Source organism: Lysinibacillus mangiferihumi (genome assembly GCF_003049665.1).
GTDB classification, from domain to species: domain Bacteria; phylum Bacillota; class Bacilli; order Bacillales_A; family Planococcaceae; genus Lysinibacillus; species Lysinibacillus mangiferihumi.
Genome location: NZ_PYWM01000017.1, coordinates 86,585 through 107,829 on the forward strand (window position 1 = coordinate 86,585; position 21,245 = coordinate 107,829).

30 protein-coding genes are annotated in these 21,245 nt (G+C 33.9%); 11 read left to right on the forward strand and 19 right to left on the reverse strand.

The window, feature by feature from the left end; all coding sequences use genetic code 11:
* Positions 1-266: 266 nt before the first annotated feature.
* The 5 genes from C9J37_RS16005 to C9J37_RS16025 form a co-directional block, all read right to left on the reverse strand.
* Complete coding sequence (locus C9J37_RS16005) at positions 267-596, reverse strand: barstar family protein (protein WP_107896133.1); 330 nt, start codon at positions 594-596, stop codon at positions 267-269.
* 341 nt (positions 597-937) lie between these two features.
* On the reverse strand, positions 938-1,453 hold the full coding sequence (locus C9J37_RS16010) for a DUF6985 domain-containing protein (RefSeq protein ID WP_107896134.1): 516 nt from the start codon (positions 1,451-1,453) through the stop codon (positions 938-940).
* 140 nt (positions 1,454-1,593) lie between these two features.
* Positions 1,594-2,067, reverse strand: coding sequence for a VanZ family protein (locus tag C9J37_RS16015; protein ID WP_107896135.1), 474 nt, complete (start codon positions 2,065-2,067; stop codon positions 1,594-1,596).
* A 79-nt stretch (positions 2,068-2,146) separates the two neighbouring features.
* On the reverse strand, positions 2,147-2,674 hold the full coding sequence (locus C9J37_RS16020) for an SMI1/KNR4 family protein (protein WP_107896136.1): 528 nt from the start codon (positions 2,672-2,674) through the stop codon (positions 2,147-2,149).
* A 313-nt stretch (positions 2,675-2,987) separates the two neighbouring features.
* Entirely contained in the window at positions 2,988-3,290 is a 303-nt protein-coding gene (locus C9J37_RS16025) for a hypothetical protein (RefSeq protein ID WP_107896137.1), read from the reverse strand.
* A 137-nt stretch (positions 3,291-3,427) separates the two neighbouring features.
* Between C9J37_RS16025 and C9J37_RS16030 the strand changes: the two genes are divergently transcribed.
* Positions 3,428-3,868: a hypothetical protein gene (locus C9J37_RS16030; protein ID WP_137067709.1), complete on the forward strand. Its 441-nt coding sequence runs from the start codon at positions 3,428-3,430 to the stop codon at positions 3,866-3,868.
* A gap of 310 nt (positions 3,869-4,178) precedes the next feature.
* Positions 4,179-4,382: a tyrosine-type recombinase/integrase gene (locus C9J37_RS29700; protein ID WP_107896139.1), complete on the forward strand. Its 204-nt coding sequence runs from the start codon at positions 4,179-4,181 to the stop codon at positions 4,380-4,382.
* A gap of 437 nt (positions 4,383-4,819) precedes the next feature.
* On the opposite strand, the gene C9J37_RS16040 is transcribed toward C9J37_RS29700, so the two are convergent.
* The 3 genes from C9J37_RS16040 to C9J37_RS29025 form a co-directional block, all read right to left on the reverse strand.
* Positions 4,820-5,581, reverse strand: a complete 762-nt coding sequence (locus C9J37_RS16040) for a hypothetical protein (RefSeq protein WP_107896140.1) — start codon at positions 5,579-5,581, stop codon at positions 4,820-4,822.
* Positions 5,582-5,736: 155 nt separating this feature from the next.
* A complete protein-coding gene (locus C9J37_RS29020; protein WP_235617140.1) occupies positions 5,737-6,072 on the reverse strand; it encodes a hypothetical protein in 336 nt (111 codons plus the stop codon).
* Positions 6,073-6,180: 108 nt separating this feature from the next.
* Positions 6,181-6,609, reverse strand: coding sequence for a helix-turn-helix domain-containing protein (locus tag C9J37_RS29025; protein WP_235617141.1), 429 nt, complete (start codon positions 6,607-6,609; stop codon positions 6,181-6,183).
* Between the two features lie 224 nt (positions 6,610-6,833).
* Between C9J37_RS29025 and C9J37_RS16050 the strand changes: the two genes are divergently transcribed.
* The 4 genes from C9J37_RS16050 (at position 6,834) to C9J37_RS16065 (ending at position 8,250) form a co-directional block, all read left to right on the forward strand.
* Positions 6,834-7,055, forward strand: coding sequence for a helix-turn-helix domain-containing protein (locus tag C9J37_RS16050; RefSeq protein WP_025220122.1), 222 nt, complete (start codon positions 6,834-6,836; stop codon positions 7,053-7,055).
* A 72-nt stretch (positions 7,056-7,127) separates the two neighbouring features.
* Positions 7,128-7,373, forward strand: coding sequence for a hypothetical protein (locus tag C9J37_RS16055; RefSeq protein ID WP_107896142.1), 246 nt, complete (start codon positions 7,128-7,130; stop codon positions 7,371-7,373).
* A gap of 90 nt (positions 7,374-7,463) precedes the next feature.
* Positions 7,464-7,661 carry a hypothetical protein gene (locus tag C9J37_RS16060; protein ID WP_107896143.1) on the forward strand — a complete coding sequence of 66 codons (198 nt, stop codon included), beginning with the start codon at positions 7,464-7,466 and terminating at the stop codon, positions 7,659-7,661.
* Positions 7,662-8,055: 394 nt separating this feature from the next.
* Positions 8,056-8,250, forward strand: a complete 195-nt coding sequence (locus C9J37_RS16065; protein ID WP_025219653.1) for a hypothetical protein — start codon at positions 8,056-8,058, stop codon at positions 8,248-8,250.
* Positions 8,251-8,271: 21 nt separating this feature from the next.
* Here C9J37_RS16065 and C9J37_RS16070 read toward each other — a convergent pair whose 3' ends face one another.
* Both C9J37_RS16070 and C9J37_RS16075 read right to left on the reverse strand, forming a co-directional pair.
* Positions 8,272-8,631 (reverse strand): YhjD family protein, encoded by a 360-nt coding sequence (locus C9J37_RS16070; protein ID WP_167397327.1) that lies wholly within the window; start codon positions 8,629-8,631, stop codon positions 8,272-8,274.
* Positions 8,628-8,849 carry a transcriptional regulator gene (locus C9J37_RS16075; RefSeq protein WP_107896144.1) on the reverse strand — a complete coding sequence of 74 codons (222 nt, stop codon included), beginning with the start codon at positions 8,847-8,849 and terminating at the stop codon, positions 8,628-8,630. The genes C9J37_RS16070 and C9J37_RS16075 overlap by 4 nt, the downstream gene beginning before the upstream one ends.
* A 200-nt stretch (positions 8,850-9,049) precedes the next feature.
* Here C9J37_RS16075 and C9J37_RS16080 point away from each other — a divergent pair, with 200 nt between their 5' ends.
* Together C9J37_RS16080 and C9J37_RS16085 are read left to right on the forward strand one after the other, a co-directional pair.
* Positions 9,050-9,421 (forward strand): hypothetical protein, encoded by a 372-nt coding sequence (locus C9J37_RS16080; RefSeq protein WP_107896145.1) that lies wholly within the window; start codon positions 9,050-9,052, stop codon positions 9,419-9,421.
* A gap of 191 nt (positions 9,422-9,612) precedes the next feature.
* The gene (locus C9J37_RS16085; protein ID WP_107896146.1) at positions 9,613-10,317 is read left to right on the forward strand and encodes a site-specific integrase; all 705 of its coding nucleotides are present in this window, start codon (positions 9,613-9,615) and stop codon (positions 10,315-10,317) included.
* Between the two features lie 71 nt (positions 10,318-10,388).
* Here C9J37_RS16085 and deoD read toward each other — a convergent pair whose 3' ends face one another.
* Together deoD and C9J37_RS16095 are read right to left on the reverse strand one after the other, a co-directional pair.
* Complete coding sequence (deoD, locus tag C9J37_RS16090; RefSeq protein ID WP_024364125.1) at positions 10,389-11,096, reverse strand: purine-nucleoside phosphorylase; 708 nt, start codon at positions 11,094-11,096, stop codon at positions 10,389-10,391.
* Between the two features lie 118 nt (positions 11,097-11,214).
* Complete coding sequence (locus C9J37_RS16095) at positions 11,215-11,436, reverse strand: YozE family protein (RefSeq protein WP_024364124.1); 222 nt, start codon at positions 11,434-11,436, stop codon at positions 11,215-11,217.
* A gap of 267 nt (positions 11,437-11,703) precedes the next feature.
* On the opposite strand from C9J37_RS16095, the gene C9J37_RS16100 reads away from it, so the two are divergent.
* Entirely contained in the window at positions 11,704-13,551 is a 1,848-nt protein-coding gene (locus tag C9J37_RS16100; RefSeq protein WP_407656258.1) for a methyl-accepting chemotaxis protein, read from the forward strand.
* A gap of 256 nt (positions 13,552-13,807) precedes the next feature.
* Here C9J37_RS16100 and msrB read toward each other — a convergent pair whose 3' ends face one another.
* The 5 genes from msrB to C9J37_RS16125 all read right to left on the reverse strand — a co-directional run bounded on the left by msrB (position 13,808) and on the right by C9J37_RS16125 (position 17,321).
* Positions 13,808-14,236: a peptide-methionine (R)-S-oxide reductase MsrB gene (gene msrB / locus C9J37_RS16105; RefSeq protein WP_107896148.1), complete on the reverse strand. Its 429-nt coding sequence runs from the start codon at positions 14,234-14,236 to the stop codon at positions 13,808-13,810.
* Entirely contained in the window at positions 14,233-14,763 is a 531-nt protein-coding gene (msrA, locus tag C9J37_RS16110; RefSeq protein WP_024364121.1) for a peptide-methionine (S)-S-oxide reductase MsrA, read from the reverse strand. Before msrA ends, msrB begins: the two co-directional genes overlap by 4 nt.
* Positions 14,764-14,775: 12 nt before the next feature.
* Positions 14,776-15,357, reverse strand: a complete 582-nt coding sequence (locus C9J37_RS16115; RefSeq protein ID WP_024364120.1) for a YpmS family protein — start codon at positions 15,355-15,357, stop codon at positions 14,776-14,778.
* 4 nt (positions 15,358-15,361) lie between these two features.
* Positions 15,362-16,291: a GDSL-type esterase/lipase family protein gene (locus C9J37_RS16120; protein ID WP_235617142.1), complete on the reverse strand. Its 930-nt coding sequence runs from the start codon at positions 16,289-16,291 to the stop codon at positions 15,362-15,364.
* A 187-nt stretch (positions 16,292-16,478) separates the two neighbouring features.
* Positions 16,479-17,321, reverse strand: coding sequence for a fatty acid kinase binding subunit FakB (locus tag C9J37_RS16125; RefSeq protein ID WP_107896149.1), 843 nt, complete (start codon positions 17,319-17,321; stop codon positions 16,479-16,481).
* A 266-nt stretch (positions 17,322-17,587) separates the two neighbouring features.
* Between C9J37_RS16125 and trhA the strand changes: the two genes are divergently transcribed.
* Positions 17,588-18,223, forward strand: coding sequence for a PAQR family membrane homeostasis protein TrhA (gene trhA / locus C9J37_RS16130; protein ID WP_107896150.1), 636 nt, complete (start codon positions 17,588-17,590; stop codon positions 18,221-18,223).
* Between the two features lie 106 nt (positions 18,224-18,329).
* Here the strand turns inward: trhA and C9J37_RS16135 are convergent, their stop codons facing one another.
* Positions 18,330-18,809, reverse strand: coding sequence for a dihydrofolate reductase (locus C9J37_RS16135; RefSeq protein WP_107896151.1), 480 nt, complete (start codon positions 18,807-18,809; stop codon positions 18,330-18,332).
* A 173-nt stretch (positions 18,810-18,982) separates the two neighbouring features.
* Between C9J37_RS16135 and C9J37_RS16140 the strand changes: the two genes are divergently transcribed.
* Positions 18,983-19,900 carry an alpha/beta hydrolase gene (locus C9J37_RS16140; protein WP_107896152.1) on the forward strand — a complete coding sequence of 306 codons (918 nt, stop codon included), beginning with the start codon at positions 18,983-18,985 and terminating at the stop codon, positions 19,898-19,900.
* Between the two features lie 163 nt (positions 19,901-20,063).
* Here C9J37_RS16140 and C9J37_RS16145 read toward each other — a convergent pair whose 3' ends face one another.
* Positions 20,064-21,059 carry a tetratricopeptide repeat protein gene (locus C9J37_RS16145; RefSeq protein WP_107896153.1) on the reverse strand — a complete coding sequence of 332 codons (996 nt, stop codon included), beginning with the start codon at positions 21,057-21,059 and terminating at the stop codon, positions 20,064-20,066.
* Between the last annotated feature and the right edge of the window lie 186 nt (positions 21,060-21,245).

Sequence of the window (21,245 nt, forward strand, 5' to 3'; positions counted from 1 at the left end):
TTTAAACGTTCTTTCTGTGGTTTAAAAGCAAAAGCCGATTTACTATACCAATTTCCTAACATAGATGTAAAAGTAATATCGCATATTTTCGAGTCTCTTTATCATCAACATTAAAATATTTATAATATTCATCAAAACTATAACTTTTGGCAGTGTCAAAATATCCAATAGCTATTCCGGAAAGTGCTTCTTTAACTTTCCGAACAATTTTATGTAACCAAAACCTGGTTTGTCATGTTTTTATATACTTTTGTAAAAGATATAATCTACTTTAATAAATTATTTTCACTTTCACTGTGAATTACAATATGAAATGTGGCTGAAGACACTATATTATTCATTCTTCCAGACGTCCAATCATCCACTGTAAGTTTTAGAATATCAATAAATGTTCCAAACTCATCTTTTTCATCAGCCAATATATGGTCAAAATCTTTAATAAACAAAATATATTGATGACAGTCTAACCAATCTAGATCATTTAGACACTCATCAAATGCATCCCAATTTCCACCAAAATAATTTGGAAATTTTAGCTTTAAAGCAAATTCATTAAATAAGCCCTCTAAGTTAAAACAACATGTTCCTTCAAGCATTGTATAAAAAGTTTCTTCTTGTTTATTACATGTTTGATCTAGTAAGTTATATATTTCATTAAATTTATCTATATCATTAATCTGATGTATAAACGGAATTGTTACAGCGTTGAACTTAACTTCACAAATTGATTAATTTCTAGATGTTCTTGTCCTGCCATTTTCCTCTCTCCTTATTAGATGTTCTGATAAAGATATCCCTATTCCAGTGAAAGACTTATCCTATCACTCTTTTTATTTCTGTATAATGTAAATTTATAAGATGAGTCAAAACATTTATTATATAGTTTCTGTGATAGACTGATATTTATATACTTCGTATTATGCTCATAATCTCCAAATTAAACTGTAATATTTTCATCTGTTACATAAATCACTTTTTCATTCGCAAAAGCAACACTTAAGATGCGATAATCATCATTTACCCATTTTGCTTCAAACAATAGCACTACGTATCTTTCTTCTCCTGTGCCATTTAGTTCTTCTTTCATTACTTTATGATAGAGGTTTGAGTCCGTAACTACTCCATGAAGTTCGGTTTGAAGAACAATTTCAAAAAGTTCGGTATTTCCTAACACATCATTAGTATTTTCGAAATATTTAAAACTCGCTGTATAGTCAGTGTAATCATGACATTCATTCTGATATTCGATGATTGACTGTATTATATCCGGAGTTATTCTATCTAAATTTTCTATAAAATATTGATATGCTCGACAATGTTTTTCGTTGATTTCATCATCAAAAGTTATTTTTACTTCTTTTTCTAATCCTGAAAACTTTATAAGTCTAATTGCTTCGTATTCTTCAAATTCATTTAACTCTAACTCTCCGAATATAGAGTGCAACAAATCCATAATTTTTCTCCCCTTTTATAAATAATCTTATATAATCATGGCCTTATTAATGAAAAAGGCACGATTCATTTCAAGAATAGCGCCCGATAATTGAATACCGATTAGCTTCTCTTAGTTGGTTTAGTTTAACAATAGTTCTATTATACTTTTTGAAAAATATAACTATGTTTACTAAATAACTTTCTAAATCCAACATAAATACCATATCCTATAATACAACCAAACGTATTAAGTAAAATGTCATCAATATCAAAAAATCCTAACATCGTGATTAATTGAAATACCTCTATTCCAATTATACAAATAAAAGAAATGGATATAGTTTTTAATGCATTTATGTACTTTTTAGAAATAATAGGTATTAAAAAACCCATCGGAACAAAAGGAGCGATATTACCCAAAATATTCATATAGGCATATGAATGGAATATATCCTCCAAATAGCGTGTAATCGTACGGAACGGATATAAATTATAATTCCAATATCCAGAATCCCGGCTTTCCTTTATTGAAATAACCCTATCTATAGAACCATTAAATTTTATTACAACAAAATATAGCAACAAGCATACATAGGTAACAAATATAATTTTCCATACAGTTCTTATCTTCATTCATATCCCTCCTTCGCCGTTTTTATAGTAATAAGACCACCAATCACGGAGTGGTCTTATTTTAAATACTAGCTGTCATTTAACTTTCTTCATTCAAACAAACTTCTATGAATTCATATAAATTTTTTGCTTCGATTGAACGATTTCCATAATCATGATAAAAATATAGCACTTGTCCAAATACTCCAACCTCAGTTGGATCGGTGTCGAGGCAAAGATAATCTCCGCCTCCATTTTCAGCAATTGGAATCCACTTTTTATTCCAGAGAATTGGTTTAACCTCTGCACCATAATTAATATCTAGCAGTCCGTCATCAGGATCAAATTCTTCCTGTAGAAATTCCCAGTTATTAATAATTTCCGAAATTGGAGAGAGTGTTAAATTTCTAACAAAAGGCTCCACTCCTAAATCCCAAACTTGTCCATTATAAACACTATAAAAACTTTTCATTTCTTCCGGGAGTTGAACGCCTAAAGTGCTTTCAATTAGTTGGAACTCCTCAACTGTTGCACTTGGTTGAAGGTTTAGTACTTCTCTAAAATTAATATCTTGATTTGAACCTCTTTTAATTATACGTTCCCATAGTAATTCGGCTTGTTTTATCATGCTCAAACTCCTCAGTTATTCGATTTAAATTTCTATTTATCTGTAGTTTAATAATACCTTATACCAACTCAACTTGGTTAAAAATTTCCATTCAACATTCCAACCAATTTTCTAACGATGGTTCACCATGCATCATTAATTGTGGAAGGCTATCACTTTCTTGTGTACTTTGCCCTTCACAGATAATTACGATTAATAAAAAAACACCCCATCATCATAATGAACTGCACCCCAATCGTTAGACACGCCTAACAATTGGAGGTGCAGTTTTTTAATGGCTAAATATACTGCTGAGGAAAAATTACAAGCAGCTTCACAAACTCATCCCTATTAAATCCCACTCCCCTGCTCCCAACGTTACCACACCATTACCTTTATAATTAAATTTTGATTCCAAATTTGGTATATCATTTGATGGTAAATCTGAGATTTTTCTAATAATAACATCATCAGTTATTAAAAGACCTTGATTTCCACTAAAATAAATAGTTTCTACTTCTTCTTGTTCTTGTTCAACCGACTGTCCTTCGGTATCACTAACTTCTGATGCATATACCTCATCATAAAATGCAAAACTGCTTCCCGCTAACAAAAGCCCTAATAGAAATTTCTTCATGCATAAACCTCCTATATTTTATTATTTTACCATAAAATAGAAAAAACGAACTATAAACCTTTTATGGTAAAATATAATAGATTTGCGCATAATACAAATAAAATTAATTATCTTAAATTCTTATTAGGACAGGAGTGATGATTCTGAAAATTACTAAAATAGTTTATTTAATGTTTTTTGTTATATTTATAGCTGGTTGCTCTTCATTCAATACATTTAAACAGCCGCAGGGAAAAGTAATTATAGATAATAAAGGTTATACGATGAGGATTGGTGATTTTGAATGGAATGAAGGCGACTTTGAATCAAGAAAAATTAGTACATCCGATAAAATTGACTTAGCAGAAAAATTTGAAACATTAGAAGTTAAAAAAGGAGATAGAATAAAAATAGAAATCGAACAAAGCCCCTCTTCAATAATCATAAATCAAGAGAATGAAGATGGTACAACAGATGTTATTGAAATAAATGATAATGAAATTACCCTTCCATCAGAAGAAGGTTATTATATCTATGAAATTAAAGCTAAATGGAATGAAGGAAAAATGACTTTTGTTTTTGATGTAAATATAGAATAAAGAATTTGATTTACTGATATATAATTTAAATTTTTAAAATAAAGACTAGGACTCAATTATTATTTGTTGAGTACCTGGTCTTTAATTTACTTATTAAGTTCTTGTATTACAATGCCCCCGGAGTTCTTTGTAGTATTAATTCCTGTAAAACGTTTCAGCTTTCTTGCAGTAAAAAAACAGAATATCCATTGCCCATACCTCAGTTGTAACTATGGATACCCTGTTTTTTATAAAAGTAATTGTCATCGTGCTGAAAAGTAATGGGTTTCCTTCACACCCTGATAGTATGTCTAATAGATAGAAAGAAATTGTGAAACGATTTAACTTACCGCTTCTCACTTTTCATGGATTACGTCAAACTTACGCTTCGTATATGATTAGTAAGAATGTACATTTCAAAATCATTCAAGAACAACTCGGGCATACGAATATAAAACAACCCCTCAATACCTACAGTCATTTAACAGAACAGGACAAAATTAAAGCAAGTGACCTGTTTGACGAAATCCTGTAAATGTCGCCTTTTCGTCGCCTCTGGTCACTTACTCACTATTCACAAAAAATTAAAGCCTTTAAAACCTTGCTATATCAACTACTCTTGAATAGCCGCCTCTAACGCAACAACAATCATGTCATTGAATGACCTGAACTTTCTTAGAAAATCACCAATACTCAAAAGCCCTCTATATCAGTACCTTACTGTTTATGAACTGTATTTAGAAATCAATTATAGTAATAGAAAATCTTTAATTATCTTTTTTTTGGTCGGTTTTTAGTCGGTTCAGTCGGGCATTTTTATAGTAATAAGACCACCCATTTCGGAGTGGTCTTTTAATAGTTTTTTAGCTAAACCCAAGACATCGATAGACATCCCTATCCGCATGTCAATCAACCATAAAAAATAGCCCCCTTATCAAATAAATAAGAGGGCTTTATATAATTCTTAAGCTATTACTTATCTCCAACTGGCTTTAATAAATTCACTGGAAGCCAAAAATATTGTTCGCCATTTCCTCCTAAGCCATTGTCCACATATAGATAACCATTAACTTCAACACCTAGCGATGTAAAAATGCTTCCTTTTGCATGCATTGTTAAAGGTTTAGCTTCATTTAGTGGCGTGTTTTTCCCACCAGCATCTTTTGTTAACTCAAAACGTACATTGCTTGCTCTCGATATTTCCTCAGCGATTTTAAGATCTGTACCAGGATATTTATCATACCATAACCCTTCACCGCCATAGCTCTCGGAAAACTTCAGCAGTTGTCCACTATTTGTATCCAAGAAAGAAATACCACCAATACCACCATCTTTGAAGAATTTCCCATAATACCCCATATTATAAACACCATCACGATTGATAACAATATACACTGGATTGCTATAGAAAGATGAACGAATTTTTATTGGTACTTCTTTGAAAACTACCAAATCCGTTGCTTGTACGCGGTATTGCCCCATTTGATAGAATATTTTTTTATCATACTTTTCAATATCATACGTTCTAAAGAAGTTATTTCGCTTAACCACTAAAGATTCAAACGTACCATCTGGATTTTTCTTGTACACCTTGATGTCTTTTTTAAAGGTCATTTTTCCTGTTTGCCCTTTGACAACTTCTGCTCCATCATACATCACTTTCGCTTCTGATTTTGTTGGATTTACTACTGCAAATACGAATGCTGCTAGTAACACAGTAAATATTTTTTTCATTATTCTCCCCCTACACAGTTTCATTTTAAAGAACATAATATCTTAGTATTATATACTAGTAATCTTATATTCTACCAACAGATGTTAAAAACCCAACAAAAGTAGAGTGTTTTCCCATATCATTATCTCATTCATCTACCATTCTACCCAATTATCTAAATATATGGACTATTACTAATAGATTGTGGAAGGCTATCACGTTCTTTTAACCAATTGTAGAAAGGTACAGGACGTTCTTTATATGGAGTTACTTCTATAGAAGATGATTTATATAGCTTGTTATTTGAACGCTCCACAGCCTTGCTATACGCTCCTACAAATACAGCTCTTAATGTGCTCGCTACAGTTAGTGTACCTTCTTTTATATCCATAGCAATTTTGAATAGAACATTTTTCGCTTTAATGAAGTCAGGTGCACTTTGAACCTGTGCTGATAATACAACCTTGTGTAATTCATCTTTCAATCTATCTGCTAATGGTAAGCTATTCATGAAATCGAAACAGCATTACCTGGTACTCATTCATATACTCTTTTTTATTTTCAGCTTGAATAGCTAATTCATTACCAAGACTCATAATATTATTTGCTTGTTTAGAACTTAAAAGATAAAAAGAACTAGATGGTGGTTTTCAGATTGTGGACGACAAACCACGTCATTACTAGCTTCATCGGCTGTCATTCGTTGGGACACGCTCGATGGGACATAAGGTAAAATGCGATAAATACTTGCCCCTTTAATACCGTTTAATTTTGTTCCTGGTACTTTTTCAATAATGCCTAATGACTCTAATTTTTTAACACTTCGATATACTGTCTTCGTACTGATTTCCAATGCATCAGCAATTGTAGAAGCTTTTAAATGACATGCTCCAGTATGTTCTAAGCTGTGAGAAGCAAGTTTATAAATGATGGCACGCTCTGATTCTGTTAGGTCATAATAGTGAACAGCCATGTGGTCTTCCACACTCTTATCCATATCTGCTATTGAATCAAATGTTGTGTATTGTGCTAAGTATTCGAATGTCATTGTTGTTCACCTCTCTTTAAAATTACTATATCCTTCATTTCATTCATTAATAAAATAATAAAATAATAAAATAATAAAATAATAAAATAATAAAATTACTTTTAAAGTAACTATGTTACTCAAATAGTAAATTACTTTATTCGCAATGTAAATTACTAATTGCGTAATTTTATTTCTTAATCTATAATTAAATTAAGAAAATCGGAATGAAGGCAGGTGTGCATATGTATTTAAAATCGAGGTTAAAAGTATTGCTCGCTGAAAGAGATATGAGTCAGAAGGATTTAGCTGAACAGACAGGGCTTACTACACGTTTGATTAGTGAAATTGCCAATAATAAAGTGAAGATGTATCCAAAGGATGCATTAGAGAAAATAATGTTTACATTGGACATAAAGAACTTAGGTGACTTACTGCAACGTGTAGACGAGGAAACAGATAACTAATTAGGGTTATCTGTTTTTTTATGTACTTTCATCTCCAAGTTTCCTAAAATGGAAATATAAAGGAAGGTTTTAATGATGACTTTATTTGTATTTGGAATAAGTGTTTTAGGTATGATGGCTGGTGTAGTATTGCTGATACTTGGACTTATTAAGAAGAAAAAATTAAAAGGCGGCATTGTATTGGGTGTTTCAATTTTGTTATTCATTGTATCCTTTATGATGCCTGCACCAGAAGGTAGCAAAGAAAAGGTTGAAGTGGCAAGCAAAACAGAGGAAGAACTAAAAAAAGAAAAGGCTACATCAGAAGCTAAAAAATAAGAAGAGAACAAAGTTAAAGAAGAGGAAGAACGCAAAGCCAAGGAAAAAGAATTAGCTGAACAAAAAGCTAAAGAAGAAGCCAAAGCTAATGTGGAAGCAAATAAAAAAGAAGAAGAACAAAAAGCAAAAGCTGATGAATCTAAATTAAAAGAAGAAGCAGAATCAAATGGTAAAGCAGAAACACCCCCTCCTCCTACTACAGTAAGTACAACGGATACAAGCGCAATCCTAGTAAACGATATAAAAAAAATAGTTACTGATGAACTAGGAAAGAAGAATAATCTATAAGAAAGGAGGTGAACAAAGTGGATTATGATAAGATTTTAACTTATCTAATCGGAATATCAACAGTAATTAACTTACTCACTGGGTCAGTTAAAACATACACGATATGCGATTAAATAAGAAAAAGCGACGCACTCCCGCTAAGAAGAAACGTCGCAAATAGCAAGAAGGGGAAGAAATTCCCCTCTCTTCTTAAATCTTATCACATTCATCTAATTATGAAAAATATAACTTACGCTGTGGCATTTGCATTTGCTTTGTACATTTTAGTTTATTTGGTTGATTGGAAAGAGCCGAAATTCTACGACTACTCTATGATTGTGATGTACTCAATCTGTTTAATTCTATTAGCATTGAACATCGTTCTATACTTTATCGAGAAAAGAGGTAAATAATTATGACCGAGAAAAAAACAACAGACGCACAAAAAAGAGCTACTCAGGCATATCGCGAACGAAATAGAGAAAAGACACGTAAACAGTCCGCTAAAAGTGCAGCTAGGACTTACATTAATAAATATTGTGAGTTAGAAGATTTGCACGAATTAAAAAAGCTTATCGAAGAACGAGAAAAGGAATTACAAGGTGAATAAACAAAAAGACCAGGTACTCAATTAACTATGAGTGCCTGGTTCTTTGTGTTGGGTGCTTAACAATAATTTTTCAACTTGTGTTTTCAAAGCCATATTTGCATAAGTTAAAACTAAATCCTCACCAGCTGTAGCAACGGTCAAATCACTAAAGTATTCATCTATCTTTTCCCATTTCACGACTCTAATTTTATCTTTAGCTAATAGCCTTTTAGAGTTGTAACATTCTTGTGAAATGTCATCTAAAAGCTTATCGAGTATTGGTAAATATACATTGCTCATTTTAAGATTTTCAATCACCTTGTAGTCACGTTGTAATGTCTGTACTGCCATATCGTAAATGACATATTTATGAAGAAGTCCTCTTTGTTCAAAGCTAATCATACAACTGAACGCTCCTTGTGTATGATTGGAACAACTGCTAACACATTATTGATAGTAAAAGTACGCTTTGCTCGTCTTGTAAAACAGTACGCTTGAAATGAATCACCTGTAAGCTTTACAAGCTTTACTCTCCTCTTTGTAATCTCACCGCTTTTTGACATATACATCATGTTTACTATTTGATTACGTTGCATAGCTTTAGCCAGTTGTTCTTTCATCACAGTACACTCCTCCAATAAGAACATTCGTTTGTATTTATATTAGAACAATTGTTCTTATTTTGGCAAGCGGTAATTTTTACTTATATAATCATTTAATTAAACAGGGATATGGTATTGATTAAATCATGAACTTTTTCCATATATACACTTAGAATGGTAAATAGTTAAAAATAATTTAGTTTATAGGAGAGTTTGAAGTGAAAAAAATAGTTGCAATAGTTGCAATTGTATTAGTAGCGATTGTAGGATTATCTTACTTTATTATTGATTCAAGATATGAAAAAGAAGAAATATTACATGATTTTTTAGTACCTAAAGATGCAGTGGTAGAATATGAGGATGAAAGTGAATACTTTAGTAATATCAATTACGAATGGTCTAAAGCTTCTATTAAAGGAATTTCATTAGATTATAAAATTATCTTAATGATAAATGGCTGGAAAAAAGAAAAGAAGGAACAAGATATAGGAAGCTGGTCCGGTCAATATAAAAAAGATAACATTACAATTATAATCAGCACTGCAGACCAGGATGTTTTGGCTATTGCATCTAGGGATGATTCTAAGTAAAAACAATAAAAGCCCAAGCTCAAAATTAATTGAGTACCTGGGCTTTCGAGGGTTGCAAGGGTTGGTTACCCTATTTACAAGTAACAGCCCAAGAAAGTGACATAAAACCTCTTTCTACGATGGGAAAACCATTGTTTTCATAGCACATATTAGATGCATATAGTATTTCATCATGAACAAAGTAGGAGTTAATGATCGAAACAAATCCAATGAATGGTGTTGAAAGACCTTCTCGCTCTAAAAGGTATAAGGAGATTGAATTTTACGACGAGGAACAATTGAAATTACTCTTAAAAAAGACAAAGGAAATGTATCCTAAGCATGCATTGCAAATTAAATTAGCTGCATTAGCAGGCTTACGAATGTCTGAAATCGCAGGAATTAGATATGAATGCTTAAATTTCGTTAACAATCCTATACTCATTGATTCGACTCTTCAATATGACAAAGAAGATAAAAACTTTTTCTTAGGTCCTACAAAAACCAAAAGACCACGAACTGTCAATGTACCAGCGGAGTTAATGAGAGAAATAAAACAATATGCAAAGGAACATAAGAAGTTACAGCTAGCATCAGGTGAAGCTTGGAAACCTATGAAGGACGATAAAGGCACACCAATAAATTTACTTTTTACAAAAACAAACGGATGCCCTTCACATCCTGACAGTATGTCTGGAAGATGGCGTGAAATAGTAGAAAGACATAACCTACCTATACTCACTTTCCATGGATTAAGACATACCTATGCATTATTTATGGTTAGTAAAAATGTTAATTTTAAAATTATCCAAGAACAACTTGGACATGTAAATATTCAAGAGACTGTTAATACCTATAGCCACCTAACCATGAGAGATAAAGAAAAAGCAACCGACTTCTTCGATTCCATTTTATAAAATGGTCGGTTTTAGGTCGGTTGCTCTTATTCTTATAGTTTTAGACTTGTTGTAAAACCTTGCTATATCAACTACTCTTGAATAGCAGCCTCTAACGCAACAACGATCATGTCATTGAACGTAGTTTGGCGCTCTTCTGATGTTGTAACTTCACCTGTAATAATGTGGTCACTTACTGTTAGGATTGAAAGTGCTTGGCGGCCAAATTTCGCTGCTAATGTGTAAAGTGCTGCTGATTCCATTTCTACAGCTAGTACACCGTATTTAGCTAGCTTTTCATTTTGGTGCTCGTCTGAGTAAAATAGATCTGCTGTGAAAATATTACCTACTTGCAGACTTAAGCCTGCATCTTTACCTGCATTATAAGCTTTTAATAATAAGTCAAAATTAGCGATTGGTGCAAAGTCAATGTTGTTGCCCCAAATAATTTGATTCATGCGTGAATCCGTCGTTGCTCCTTGCGCTAAAATAACATCACGAACTTTAACATCTTTTTGAATTGCACCACAAGTACCTACACGAATTAACTTTTGTACATCATATTCTTGCATTAATTCTGTTACATAAATGGAAATGGAAGGCACGCCCATACCAGTACCTTGTACAGAAATACGTTTGCCTTTATACGTACCAGTATAACCAAACATATTGCGGACTTCGTTATAGCATGTAACATCTTCTAAAAACGTTTCGGCAATGTATTTTGCACGTAGTGGGTCTCCCGGAAGTAAAATAGTGTCAGCGATTTCGCCTTTTTTTGCATTAATATGAATACTCATACTGCAATCCCTCTTTTCTGTCAGTTATCACTATAAATAATACTTGGTTTCACGTATTTACGCAATGCTAGACGTCTAGCAACTATAAAAGTACGAATAGTGAAAGTATTGCGAATCATTATCGTCCTTGTTCACTGTATAAATCCCATAACTCATCAAATACTTCAGTTGTTAAATTTTCTGTTGCAAACGTTTCGATATATGTAGATAACTCATCAAAATCCATGCTTTGTTTAGGAAAGTTATGTTCATGAAAAACTTCTTCAGCAAATCGAACTTTTGCATCTGACCACTCTCCCCCTCTGAATGTTAATACATATAAATAAAAGCTCTTTTTCATTGTTGAAAAATGCCTCCCCTTTTCATTTTTACTTTCCGCTAGTTTATCAAAAAAAATACATTTCGTCATAAAATGTAGCATTTTTTCTTTAAGTATTTTTTCCTAGTGAAGAAAAAACTGAAGAGCCTTTTTCACCTTATAGACTTTTGTCATGCAAAAATATCACGCTTTTTTATCTGAAAAATGAAAATTTTGTGAAATTAGGATAGAATTTTTTAGTATTATACGATAGAATTGAAGTCAATAAATGCAAAAATTAGGAAGGTGATGGCGATGAAAAACAAGAATCAGGCTAGTAAACCTAAGAGAAACCGCCCTTCTCTCTTAGATTCTAATTTTTTCAGAAAAAAGAAAGCTATGGATTCTAAAGCTAGTAGGCACAATCTCCCTCCTACTACAGAAAAACGACAACGTTTTTATCATTTAATTCGAGGAAAAGTACTTATCATTTTTACTTTGCTTATTTTTATTAACGCAGCAATGGGTATATTGTCGTACATCAATATTACGAATCTTCAACAACAAATGGAGGATTTTACTGAGAAGAATGTACAAGAGCAGCTTACAGTAAATCAGCTTGCCTATGAAATTGCTAGATTAACCAACCTCGAACAAGCTTACCTAATTACCGGCAATGGTAGTTATTCCACTTCTTACAAAATGAAAATTGATTCTATTAATAAAAAAATAGCTTCCTTACAAGAAAAATTTGCAGACCGCGAAGTGGAACTTGGACATATACAAGCAATCAGCCAGTATTATAAAAACTACCTTGAATACTCAAAAAAGGTGATGACAATGCGAGATGAACTTGGTCTTGAACAAGCAAGGAAGCTCATGATTGAAGGCACTGGCGAAACTATGAAATTGCATATTGATCATAATATTGACGCCATCAATTTAGTAATGGATGAATCGAACAAAACAAAACTTAATAAATTGAACAAACAGGTAACTGTATCCAATACTTATTTCTTTATTTTTTCGATTATCAGTTTAATTGCTATTATCATTTTTGGCTATATGTTATTTAAATCATTAAAAAATAACACGCGTGCGATTAACCATTCCATTTTAGATATTGCTCAAGCGGGTGGTGATTTAACAAGGCGCGTACATGTGCGTAATCACGATGAATTTTCTACAATTGCTAACTCGACGAATACGCTTATTTTGTCTATTTCAAACCTTATTAAACGCGTCAGTGAACTTGCTGATCATGTATCAAATAGTAGCCGAGAGCTCATGACGCTAGCTGATGAAAATGCACGCACAATTCAAAATATTGCAGATGCAAGTGCCGATATCGCAAGTGATAGTGAAAATACAATCAATAGCATGAATAGTGCTCAACAAAAAATGAGTGATTTAGACCATTCTATGCATCAGTTGAATGAGCAAGCCAATGCCGTACAACGCGCTTCACTCGCCATGCAACAAGCAGCAGATGAAGGAAGTCGTTCTGTCCTACAATCTACCTTAGTCATGCAGACAATTGAAGAAACGATAGCTTCTACCTCCACAACCGTTGAGGCACTTGGCCGCAAATCTGCAGATATAACCTCCATTATTGGTACGATTACTGCAATCTCTGAGCAAACAAATTTACTTGCATTAAATGCGGCAATTGAAGCAGCCCGTGCTGGAGAGCATGGTCTTGGCTTTGCGGTCGTAGCAGATGAAGTACGCAAGCTCGCTGAGCAATCACAAACTGCGGCTAAAGAAGTAACCGCTATTGTAAATTCTATCCAAGATGAAGTGGCATCAATTATTACACAAAATCAAGAAGGTGTCACAACGGTTATTCGAGGCGTTGAGGTGACAAATGAAACAAACCAGTCATTGTCCAACATTTTAACGCAAACAAAAGAAACGACTGCGATTATTGCCACAATGGTTGATAAAATAGCCCATACACTTGATTATAGTAATGCTGTAGCAAGTGATTTTGTGCATATAAATGCCTATGCTGAACAAACAGCTTCCAATACCGTGATGTCTGCTGCTGCAGCTACCCAAGGTTCTGCATCCATGCAGGAAATTAATGCAGCGGCAACCGAGCTGGCACATCAAGCCGATAGTTTACGTAGTGTTGTAGGTGCGTTTAAAATTTAAGACAAGAGGCTCTGGCAAAGAGAAAAAGTGTTAGATTAACTGCAATCAATCTAACACTTTTTTGTTATGTCGTTGATGTCCGCTACGGGTGGGCGCTTTCCGCTCAGCACAGTAAGCCACAACCCTCATTTTTTTGCAAAAGCAAGAATAGCTAAGTTCTTCTCTCTGTTTCTTAATTTTATAGTTATATCCCACCCTCTCTTTTTTCCAATATTAAAAACGCCTGTACGAATTAAGCGTACTAGGCGTTTGTTTGTTACTTAAATAATGCGCTATATTCAGCGTAGCCTTCTTGTTCTAAATCAGCTTTAGGAATAAAACGAAGTGATGCAGAATTGATACAGTAGCGCAAACCACCTAACTCTTGTGGACCGTCTGGGAAGACATGTCCTAGATGAGAATCAGCTTCCTTACTTCTTACCTCTACACGACGCATTCCATGGGAAGTATCAAAATGCTCCGTCACATTCTCTTGTGCAATTGGTTTTGCAAATGCTGGCCATCCACAGCCAGAATTGAATTTATCGTGAGAGCTAAAGAGTGGCTTTCCTGAAACAATATCGACATAAATTCCTTCTTCAAAATGTTGATCATATTCATTACGAAACGGTGGCTCAGTCCCATTTTCCTGCGTTACATAGTATTGCATATCTGTTAGTTCTTTTAAACGTTGCTCTTTATTCATTTTTTATGCCCCCAATGTTGTTCCTGAAATGCCTTGCGACCAGAACCTACTGCATAACGTTCGTAGTGCATTGGATTTTTTTTATAATAATATTGATGGTAGTCCTCCGCAGCATAAAATGTGCTTGCAGGTAAAATTTTTACAGCAATCGGCTTATCAAACTTACGAGAAGCTTCTAAATCTGCCTTTGAACGTTCAGCTAATTCACGCTGCTCTTCATCATGGTAAAAAATGGCTGTTGTATAGGATTGTCCACGATCAAAAAATTGCCCACCAGCATCCGTTGGGTCAATTAATGTCCAAAATGTAGCCAATAATTGCTCGTATGAATAGATGTCATCATCAAATGTAATTTGAACCGCTTCTACATGACCTGTTGTTTCCGAACAGACTTGTTCATAGCTTGGATTTTCAACATGTCCACCAGTGTAACCAGAAACTACAGCCTTAATGCCAGGTGTTTCATCGAATGGCTTGACCATACACCAAAAACAGCCGCCTGCAAATGTCGCATATTGTATTGCCATTTATTTCACTCCTTATTTTCCTGGGACGATAATTTCCAATAAAATCTTATCGTTCGGTAAGTCTAATTCCTTCGCACGAACCCTAGAACCTGACGCAATATTTACTCGCGATAAATCAATATAAATTTCAGCTTTATTTGGATTGACCGTAATCCATGAGGGGAAATCCACCGAATCTCGCATAATTTTCATGGTCGTCTCCGGCGGAATGTTTAAAAGCCCTACATTCATCCCTGTTTGCTTTAAAATAATATTGCCTTTTTCATCAACGATTGGGTCAAAATTCATTGAAATCGGAATTTCTGTATAAAAAACAGTTAATTTACTTCGTAATTCAATATCATCTCCAATGGTAAAATCCAATGGCAATGGTGAGCCTTTAGCTGTGTCCTTTAAATATTTTTTGGTAATTGACTCCAACTCTTTCGTAGTCGTTTGTACTACAAGAACATTACCTGTTACGTTTTCTTCACTGTCTGCACTCTTCGCTAATTCAAATCCTTCAACTGGCTTCGTTGCTAAATAAACGACGAGGAGAATTGAAAAAATAACCATACCTGCTAACGCAAAAAATGCGAATTTCCATTTATTCATTTTTTCACTCCCCGAAGCCTATTTCCTTATTAATTTTTTGTTCCATTTTACATTGCTCCATTGCTGCTAAAATTCGCTCCGTCATTTTATCATATCCCTTTGCATTGGGGTGAAAAAAATCCGTGTGATAGACCAGTTCTTCATTTGAATCAAATAAGTCTTCTACAGAGACATAACAAGCGTTTGAATCCTTACTTGCTATTTTTTTGATAACGCTATTCCATTCTGTAATAATCGTATCAAATTCGTTGGCCTCATTTGTGACAATTGAAAAGGGATTATAAAACCCAATAAGTAATAACGGTACAGTTGGATTTTTTGCACGTATATTGTCAATTATTTTACTGTAACGATTCTCATAGGTTAATAATTCCTTATCAAAGGCATCTCTTTTCAAGTTAAACAGGTCTTTTTTGACTACTTTCATTACATCATTGCCACCCATTGTTAATGAAATAAACTGTGCTTGTTGTAACTCTTCATCATAATGCCCTTTTTTTAATAATTTTAATAGCTGATCGCTACGTCTCCCTCTTTTTCCCCGATTTTCAACCTTAACTTCTGATATCGAAGTCCAAGCTAACATTGAATCTGCTAATCTTCCAACATAACCGTCTTGACCATACTCATCCCCGACACCGTCTGTTAATGAATCTCCAAGTGCCAAGTAATGTAGTTGTTTTGCGTTGTAATCATCAATTTGCCGTAAATCCTCTGGTGTAGGCTCAAAAAAATGTTCAAAAATTTGCGTCAATACATTACTAGAGTGCTTTGCCTCTTCCTCTGCTTGTTGCTCATCCTGTCTCATATCTTGCTCCGTCCCTGACTGTTCATTTTCATCGTCAGCCTGCGGACTCGGTTCATCTATTGATATTGCACAACCACTTAGTATTAAGACGGTCAAACATGACAAAATAATTCGCCAGATGCCCATTTGACCACCTTCCATCATTTGCTGTTAGTTCTATTATAGATAGTTGTCACTACAAAGAAAAGTGACGATGCTCCAATTTATCAAGAAAAATCTAAGCATATTCATCTAAATACTTGTTAACCATTTTCCAAGCTGACTAAGAACAGTAAAAAGCTACTACAATTACTTATGTAGCAGCTCTTATCGATTATTCGGCAAAATAAATAAAACCAATTGCACCTGGACCGGTATGAGTAGAAATAATTGGAGAGGTAAAAGCAATTTCTACCTCATCAAAGCCTGTTCCTTCTACTAACTCTTTTAATGGACCGCCCATTGTTGTTAAGCCATCAGCATGTGAAATTCCTACAGCTTTTACTGTTTTACCAGCAGTATCCGCTTGGAATTGCTTGAATAAGTAATTGACAACCTGTTTGTGACTACGAACTTTTGACACAGGATTATATGCGCCACCTTCTAAGTTCGCAATTACTTTTATGTTGAGTAAAGAACCGATAAAGCCTGTTCCTTTACCAATTCGACCGCCCTTAATTAAATTTTCAAGTGTATCAACAATCACATATAAATGAGTATGTTCACGTACTTTGTCTAAACGTGCGACGATTTCTTGCACAGTCGCTCCTGCATCGCGCATTTTAATGGCCTCTCGTAATTGTATCGCAAGCCCAATTGCAATAAAGCGAGAATCAATGACAGTTACATCTGCATCTGTCATTTGTGCCGCCTGTCGAGCTGATTCGACTGTTCCACTCATGCCACCTGTCATATGAATGGAAAGTATTTGATCCCCATCTTTTCCAAGCTCGTCGTACAATTCTTTAAATTTCCCTGGTGCAGGTTGAGAACTTTTCGGCAAATCTTTCGCATTTTTCATTAAACCTAAAAAAGTTCGTGGCTCTAAATCCACTCCATCTATATACGTTTTCCCATCAATTTGAATGGTTAACGGCACAATATGTATACCGTGTTGCATTACTTCTTCTTTTGTTAAATCACAAGTTGAGTCCGTTACAATATGAATTCGTCCCACTTCGACACATCCTTTTACTTCATTGAAATTATTATATAGACTAATGTTTCCATATGTAAACATGACATTTGTCATCTGACTTGTCTATTCCAAGTCTGTTTCATGTACACTACCTTGGATACTATAGCCTTTTTTCATTAAATTTGTCTAACATTTTCCTCTATAAATCGACATGACATTTTAAATAAGTAAATATATGACAAACATACATAGAAACAGTCAAATGAATGGGCTATTGTAAACATATAACGACGGGAGGGTGTACGATGATGAATTCATTTGACTATAAAACACGGAAGGAAGAATTGTGGAATGCCATCACCCACGGCGTAGGGTTGCTCGCAAGTATTCCAGCGCTTGTGCTGTTACTATTAACGGCTGTCCACAACGGGCAAGCACTGTATATTACGACTTTTAGTATTTTCGGTGCATCTGTCATTATCTTGTTTATGATGTCTACCTTACTCCATAGTCTGCCTGAAAAATATAAATATTTTTTTGCTATCCTTGACCATTCCGCCATTTATATTTTAATTGCTGGGACCTACACACCATTTTTATTAATCGCACTTGGGGGTACATTAGGAATAACACTATTATGTATCATATGGACGCTTGCCTTACTTGGTGTGCTATTTAAATGCTTTTTTATTCATCGTTTTGACATCCTATCTCTTGTTTTTTACATTGGTATGGGCTGGCTTATTATGTTTGCCATAAAGCCAATCTATCTGTTCTTAGGGAGTCATGGCTTTGCTTATTTATTAGCTGGTGGTTTGTTCTATACAATTGGTGCTATCTTTTACGCGTGGCGCTCATTGCCTTATAATCATACAATTTGGCATCTGTTTGTGTTAGCGGGATGTGGTTCAATGTATGCTTGTGTGTATCTGTATTTATAAATTAATGCATCCACATAGGATATTAAAAAAACGCGCGGTGTAAGCTCACACCGTGCGTTTTTTGCAAGTAGGACAACTATTATTTGCTGCTAAATCCTACTAACTGTCATTGTCTGCGTTCAAAAATTTGATATTGAAATGTGTAACCTTCAGGTGCTGTTTCTGGTTCTTGTGACGCAACTAAAACAAACTCTTCTTCATATGCTGGAAAAAAAGTATCCCCTTTAAAAGCATGATTAATTTTTGTAATGTATATGCGATCCGTTAGCTCCATAGATAGTCTAAAAATTTGTTCACCGCCAATAATCATGATTTCCGGCACGTCCCCTGCTAACGCAAGAGCTTCCTCAATACTTGTCGCCGTTTCTATTCCATCCGCACGATAATTTGCATCACGTGTAACGACAATATTTCGTCGTCCTGGTAGCGGTCGTCCAATCGATTCAAATGTTTTACGTCCCATAATCATAGGCTTGCCCATCGTTCTTTCCTTAAAATATTGTAAATCTCCCGGTAAATGCCACGGCATACCGTTTTCATAGCCAATAACATGGTTATGATCATGTGCTACTATTAATGAAATCATGCTTACCCTCCAAGTTATATCCTTCATTCTATTATAAACATATTTTTACTTTACTATCGGAATATTTCTGCTCATTATTAAAATAATTTTCTTAATTGATACTAAAACCTAGTAAAATTATAAGAATAGTTTATAATAAGGATTAATACTTAAACGATTAAAGGATGATGATCATGACACGTTTAACAAAAGAGGCTATTCGCTATATTCAAGAAACAGCTAGAACACCCCATTATTATGAAATGACACCACAGGAAGCAAGAAACTCACGTACAGTTCCACCATGGCAATCTAGCCATTCACCACAACTTGCTTCTATAGAAAATAAAAAAATTAGCGTGCGTGATGGCCAAGAAATAAATATTCGTATTTACATTCCGGAACAGGCAGAAAAATTACCCGTAATTATTTATTATCACGGGGGTGGCTGGGTATTCGGCACTTTAGAATCCGCTGATGCAGGTTGTCGGCTACTTGCAGACAAAGCCCATGCCATTGTCGTATCCATCGATTATCGCTTAGCACCAGAATACCCATTCCCAATACCTTTACACGATGCCTATGATGGTTTACTGTGGGTTTTTGATAACATTGCAACTTTTGGTGGTGATAATAGCCAATTATCAGTAGCTGGTGATAGTGCAGGAGGAAACTTAGCAACTGTTGTCAGCTATTTAGCTGCTACATTTAATGGCCCTAAAATCACTGCGCAAGCATTGATTTACCCTGTTGTAAATCTTGATTTTACGACGGCTTCTTATAATGTTTATGGCGAACACTTTGGTTTAGATAAACAAGGGATGCAATGGTTTGCAGCGCAATATACGGAGACAAACTACTTTACGAATCCACTTGTCTCCCCTTTGCACATTGAAAACTTGAGCGTTCTTCCCAAAACAATGATTATTGCGGCAGAAGCAGATGTACTCTACGATGAAGGACTTGCATATGCTCAAAAATTAGCTGGGGCGGGTGTTTATATAGAACATATCCCTATGGCTGGTTTGATTCATAGTTACTTCAGTAAAATGGCGTTTTTTGAAGCAGCCACAATTGAAACAGTTGAAAAAATTGCGACATTCGTGAAATAAGTTTGTGTAATGCCACTAAACAATGCGATAATAGAGCAAAATGTTTTTTAAAGGATGACAACATGACACAAGGTAAGGCATTGGTCGAAAGTCACCAATGCCTTATTTCTGTTAAAAATAATTAGTACATTAATTACAATGCGCTTCATTGATTAAACAATCGTTAATTTGTTCCTTTTCTTATACTTTCACTTATTTCAAGAGCCCACTCATACAGCTCACATGATTTTTTATACCACTTAATGTTTTTATAAAATTCCGCGAATAATTTTGTATAAAAAATTAATAAATTATATAATTTATTTTTTTTAAAATAGTTCAAGCATTTTTCTTCTAAATCACTAAAACTAGTAGCGATTTCCCTATTTAATTTCCCTAATAAAATAAAAGTAAAAATATCTCGTTGATATTGTAAATTAAGTGGAAGATTTTCAAAAATAGTATTTACATTGTTTAAATACTCTATAGCTTCTCCTAGATCCCCCTTCTTATATGTACAGCGTATAATATTAATATATTCACGTCCTTCTTGTTTATAGTCTAACGCAAGTTTGTAATTATAAATTGCTTTTTCTAAATTACCTTCTATCTCAAAACAACACCCCAAATTGGAATAAATCATAGTATAATTCTCTGGATGTTTCATTTTATCGGAATTTTCCAAAATTTTAAAACATATATTAATATGAGTTTGCGCTAATTTATATTGAGCTAGGTTATTTTTAGCTCTTGCTAATAAGATGTGACATTTAAAAGAAAAGTTCGGGAGATATACCGTTTTGAAATATTCTAATGCATTTTGACAATAATCAATTGACTCTAAAAACCTATATTCTTTACACAAAATTAATGCAACGTTAAAGCGAAAACACGCTACTTCGAAATCACCAGCTTGAATATTAAAATTACTTTCATTACTTATTAAGTATAAAGCTTTATTTGTTTGGTTTGTAAGATAATAAAGTGATATAGCAACATTTAAATAAATAAACTTATTTCTATCAGAAAATGTGTTATATATTTCACTTAGTTGATTAATAATATCCTCCGCTTCTATATATTTATTTAAGGATAGTAAATATTTAGAATTTATAAGTTTTGATTTTATATATAAATCATTATTAGCCAAATACAAATATGAGTTTTCGAATATACTCAAATCATAATCCTTAATATCTTCTTTTAAAAGTAGTTTTAAATAAATAGCTTCTAAATTTTTGATACTATGTCAAGAAAATGGACAGGGAAAATTGAGATTTTGCTTTAAATCTAAGCGCGCTATCGCTTGCTCGCCTCACAAATAATTTAAGGGGCGTAACCCTTAAATTTTTTGTGAGGTTAAAAG

Bases quoted from the DNA above. Each gene is read 5' to 3' on its own strand.
- C9J37_RS16135 (WP_107896151.1), bottom strand. From the start codon at position 18,809: ATGATTTCATTAATAGTAGCACATGATCATAACCATGTTATTGGCTAT.
- C9J37_RS16070 (WP_167397327.1), bottom strand. From the start codon at position 8,631: ATGATTAGCTTTGAACAAAGAGGACTTCTTCATAAATATGTCATTTAC.
- C9J37_RS16120 (WP_235617142.1), bottom strand. From the start codon at position 16,291: ATGGGCATCTGGCGAATTATTTTGTCATGTTTGACCGTCTTAATACTA.
- C9J37_RS16015 (WP_107896135.1), bottom strand. From the start codon at position 2,067: ATGAAGATAAGAACTGTATGGAAAATTATATTTGTTACCTATGTATGC.
- C9J37_RS16040 (WP_107896140.1), bottom strand. From the start codon at position 5,581: ATGAAAAAAATATTTACTGTGTTACTAGCAGCATTCGTATTTGCAGTA.
- C9J37_RS16005 (WP_107896133.1), bottom strand. From the start codon at position 596: ATGCTTGAAGGAACATGTTGTTTTAACTTAGAGGGCTTATTTAATGAA.
- C9J37_RS16065 (WP_025219653.1), top strand. From the start codon at position 8,056: ATGACCGAGAAAAAAACAACAGACGCACAAAAAAGAGCTACTCAGGCA.
- trhA (WP_107896150.1), top strand. From the start codon at position 17,588: ATGATGAATTCATTTGACTATAAAACACGGAAGGAAGAATTGTGGAAT.
- C9J37_RS29020 (WP_235617140.1), bottom strand. From the start codon at position 6,072: ATGAATAGCTTACCATTAGCAGATAGATTGAAAGATGAATTACACAAG.
- C9J37_RS16100 (WP_407656258.1), top strand. From the start codon at position 11,704: ATGGCGATGAAAAACAAGAATCAGGCTAGTAAACCTAAGAGAAACCGC.
- C9J37_RS16095 (WP_024364124.1), bottom strand. From the start codon at position 11,436: ATGAAAAAGAGCTTTTATTTATATGTATTAACATTCAGAGGGGGAGAG.
- C9J37_RS16075 (WP_107896144.1), bottom strand. From the start codon at position 8,849: ATGAAAGAACAACTGGCTAAAGCTATGCAACGTAATCAAATAGTAAAC.
- deoD (WP_024364125.1), bottom strand. From the start codon at position 11,096: ATGAGTATTCATATTAATGCAAAAAAAGGCGAAATCGCTGACACTATT.
- msrB (WP_107896148.1), bottom strand. From the start codon at position 14,236: ATGAATAAAGAGCAACGTTTAAAAGAACTAACAGATATGCAATACTAT.
- C9J37_RS16020 (WP_107896136.1), bottom strand. From the start codon at position 2,674: ATGATAAAACAAGCCGAATTACTATGGGAACGTATAATTAAAAGAGGT.
- C9J37_RS16030 (WP_137067709.1), top strand. From the start codon at position 3,428: ATGATTCTGAAAATTACTAAAATAGTTTATTTAATGTTTTTTGTTATA.
- msrA (WP_024364121.1), bottom strand. From the start codon at position 14,763: ATGGCAATACAATATGCGACATTTGCAGGCGGCTGTTTTTGGTGTATG.
- C9J37_RS16115 (WP_024364120.1), bottom strand. From the start codon at position 15,357: ATGAATAAATGGAAATTCGCATTTTTTGCGTTAGCAGGTATGGTTATT.
- C9J37_RS16055 (WP_107896142.1), top strand. From the start codon at position 7,128: ATGATGACTTTATTTGTATTTGGAATAAGTGTTTTAGGTATGATGGCT.
- C9J37_RS16050 (WP_025220122.1), top strand. From the start codon at position 6,834: ATGTATTTAAAATCGAGGTTAAAAGTATTGCTCGCTGAAAGAGATATG.
- C9J37_RS29025 (WP_235617141.1), bottom strand. From the start codon at position 6,609: ATGACATTCGAATACTTAGCACAATACACAACATTTGATTCAATAGCA.
- C9J37_RS16140 (WP_107896152.1), top strand. From the start codon at position 18,983: ATGACACGTTTAACAAAAGAGGCTATTCGCTATATTCAAGAAACAGCT.
- C9J37_RS16085 (WP_107896146.1), top strand. From the start codon at position 9,613: ATGATCGAAACAAATCCAATGAATGGTGTTGAAAGACCTTCTCGCTCT.
- C9J37_RS16025 (WP_107896137.1), bottom strand. From the start codon at position 3,290: ATGAAGAAATTTCTATTAGGGCTTTTGTTAGCGGGAAGCAGTTTTGCA.
- C9J37_RS16010 (WP_107896134.1), bottom strand. From the start codon at position 1,453: ATGGATTTGTTGCACTCTATATTCGGAGAGTTAGAGTTAAATGAATTT.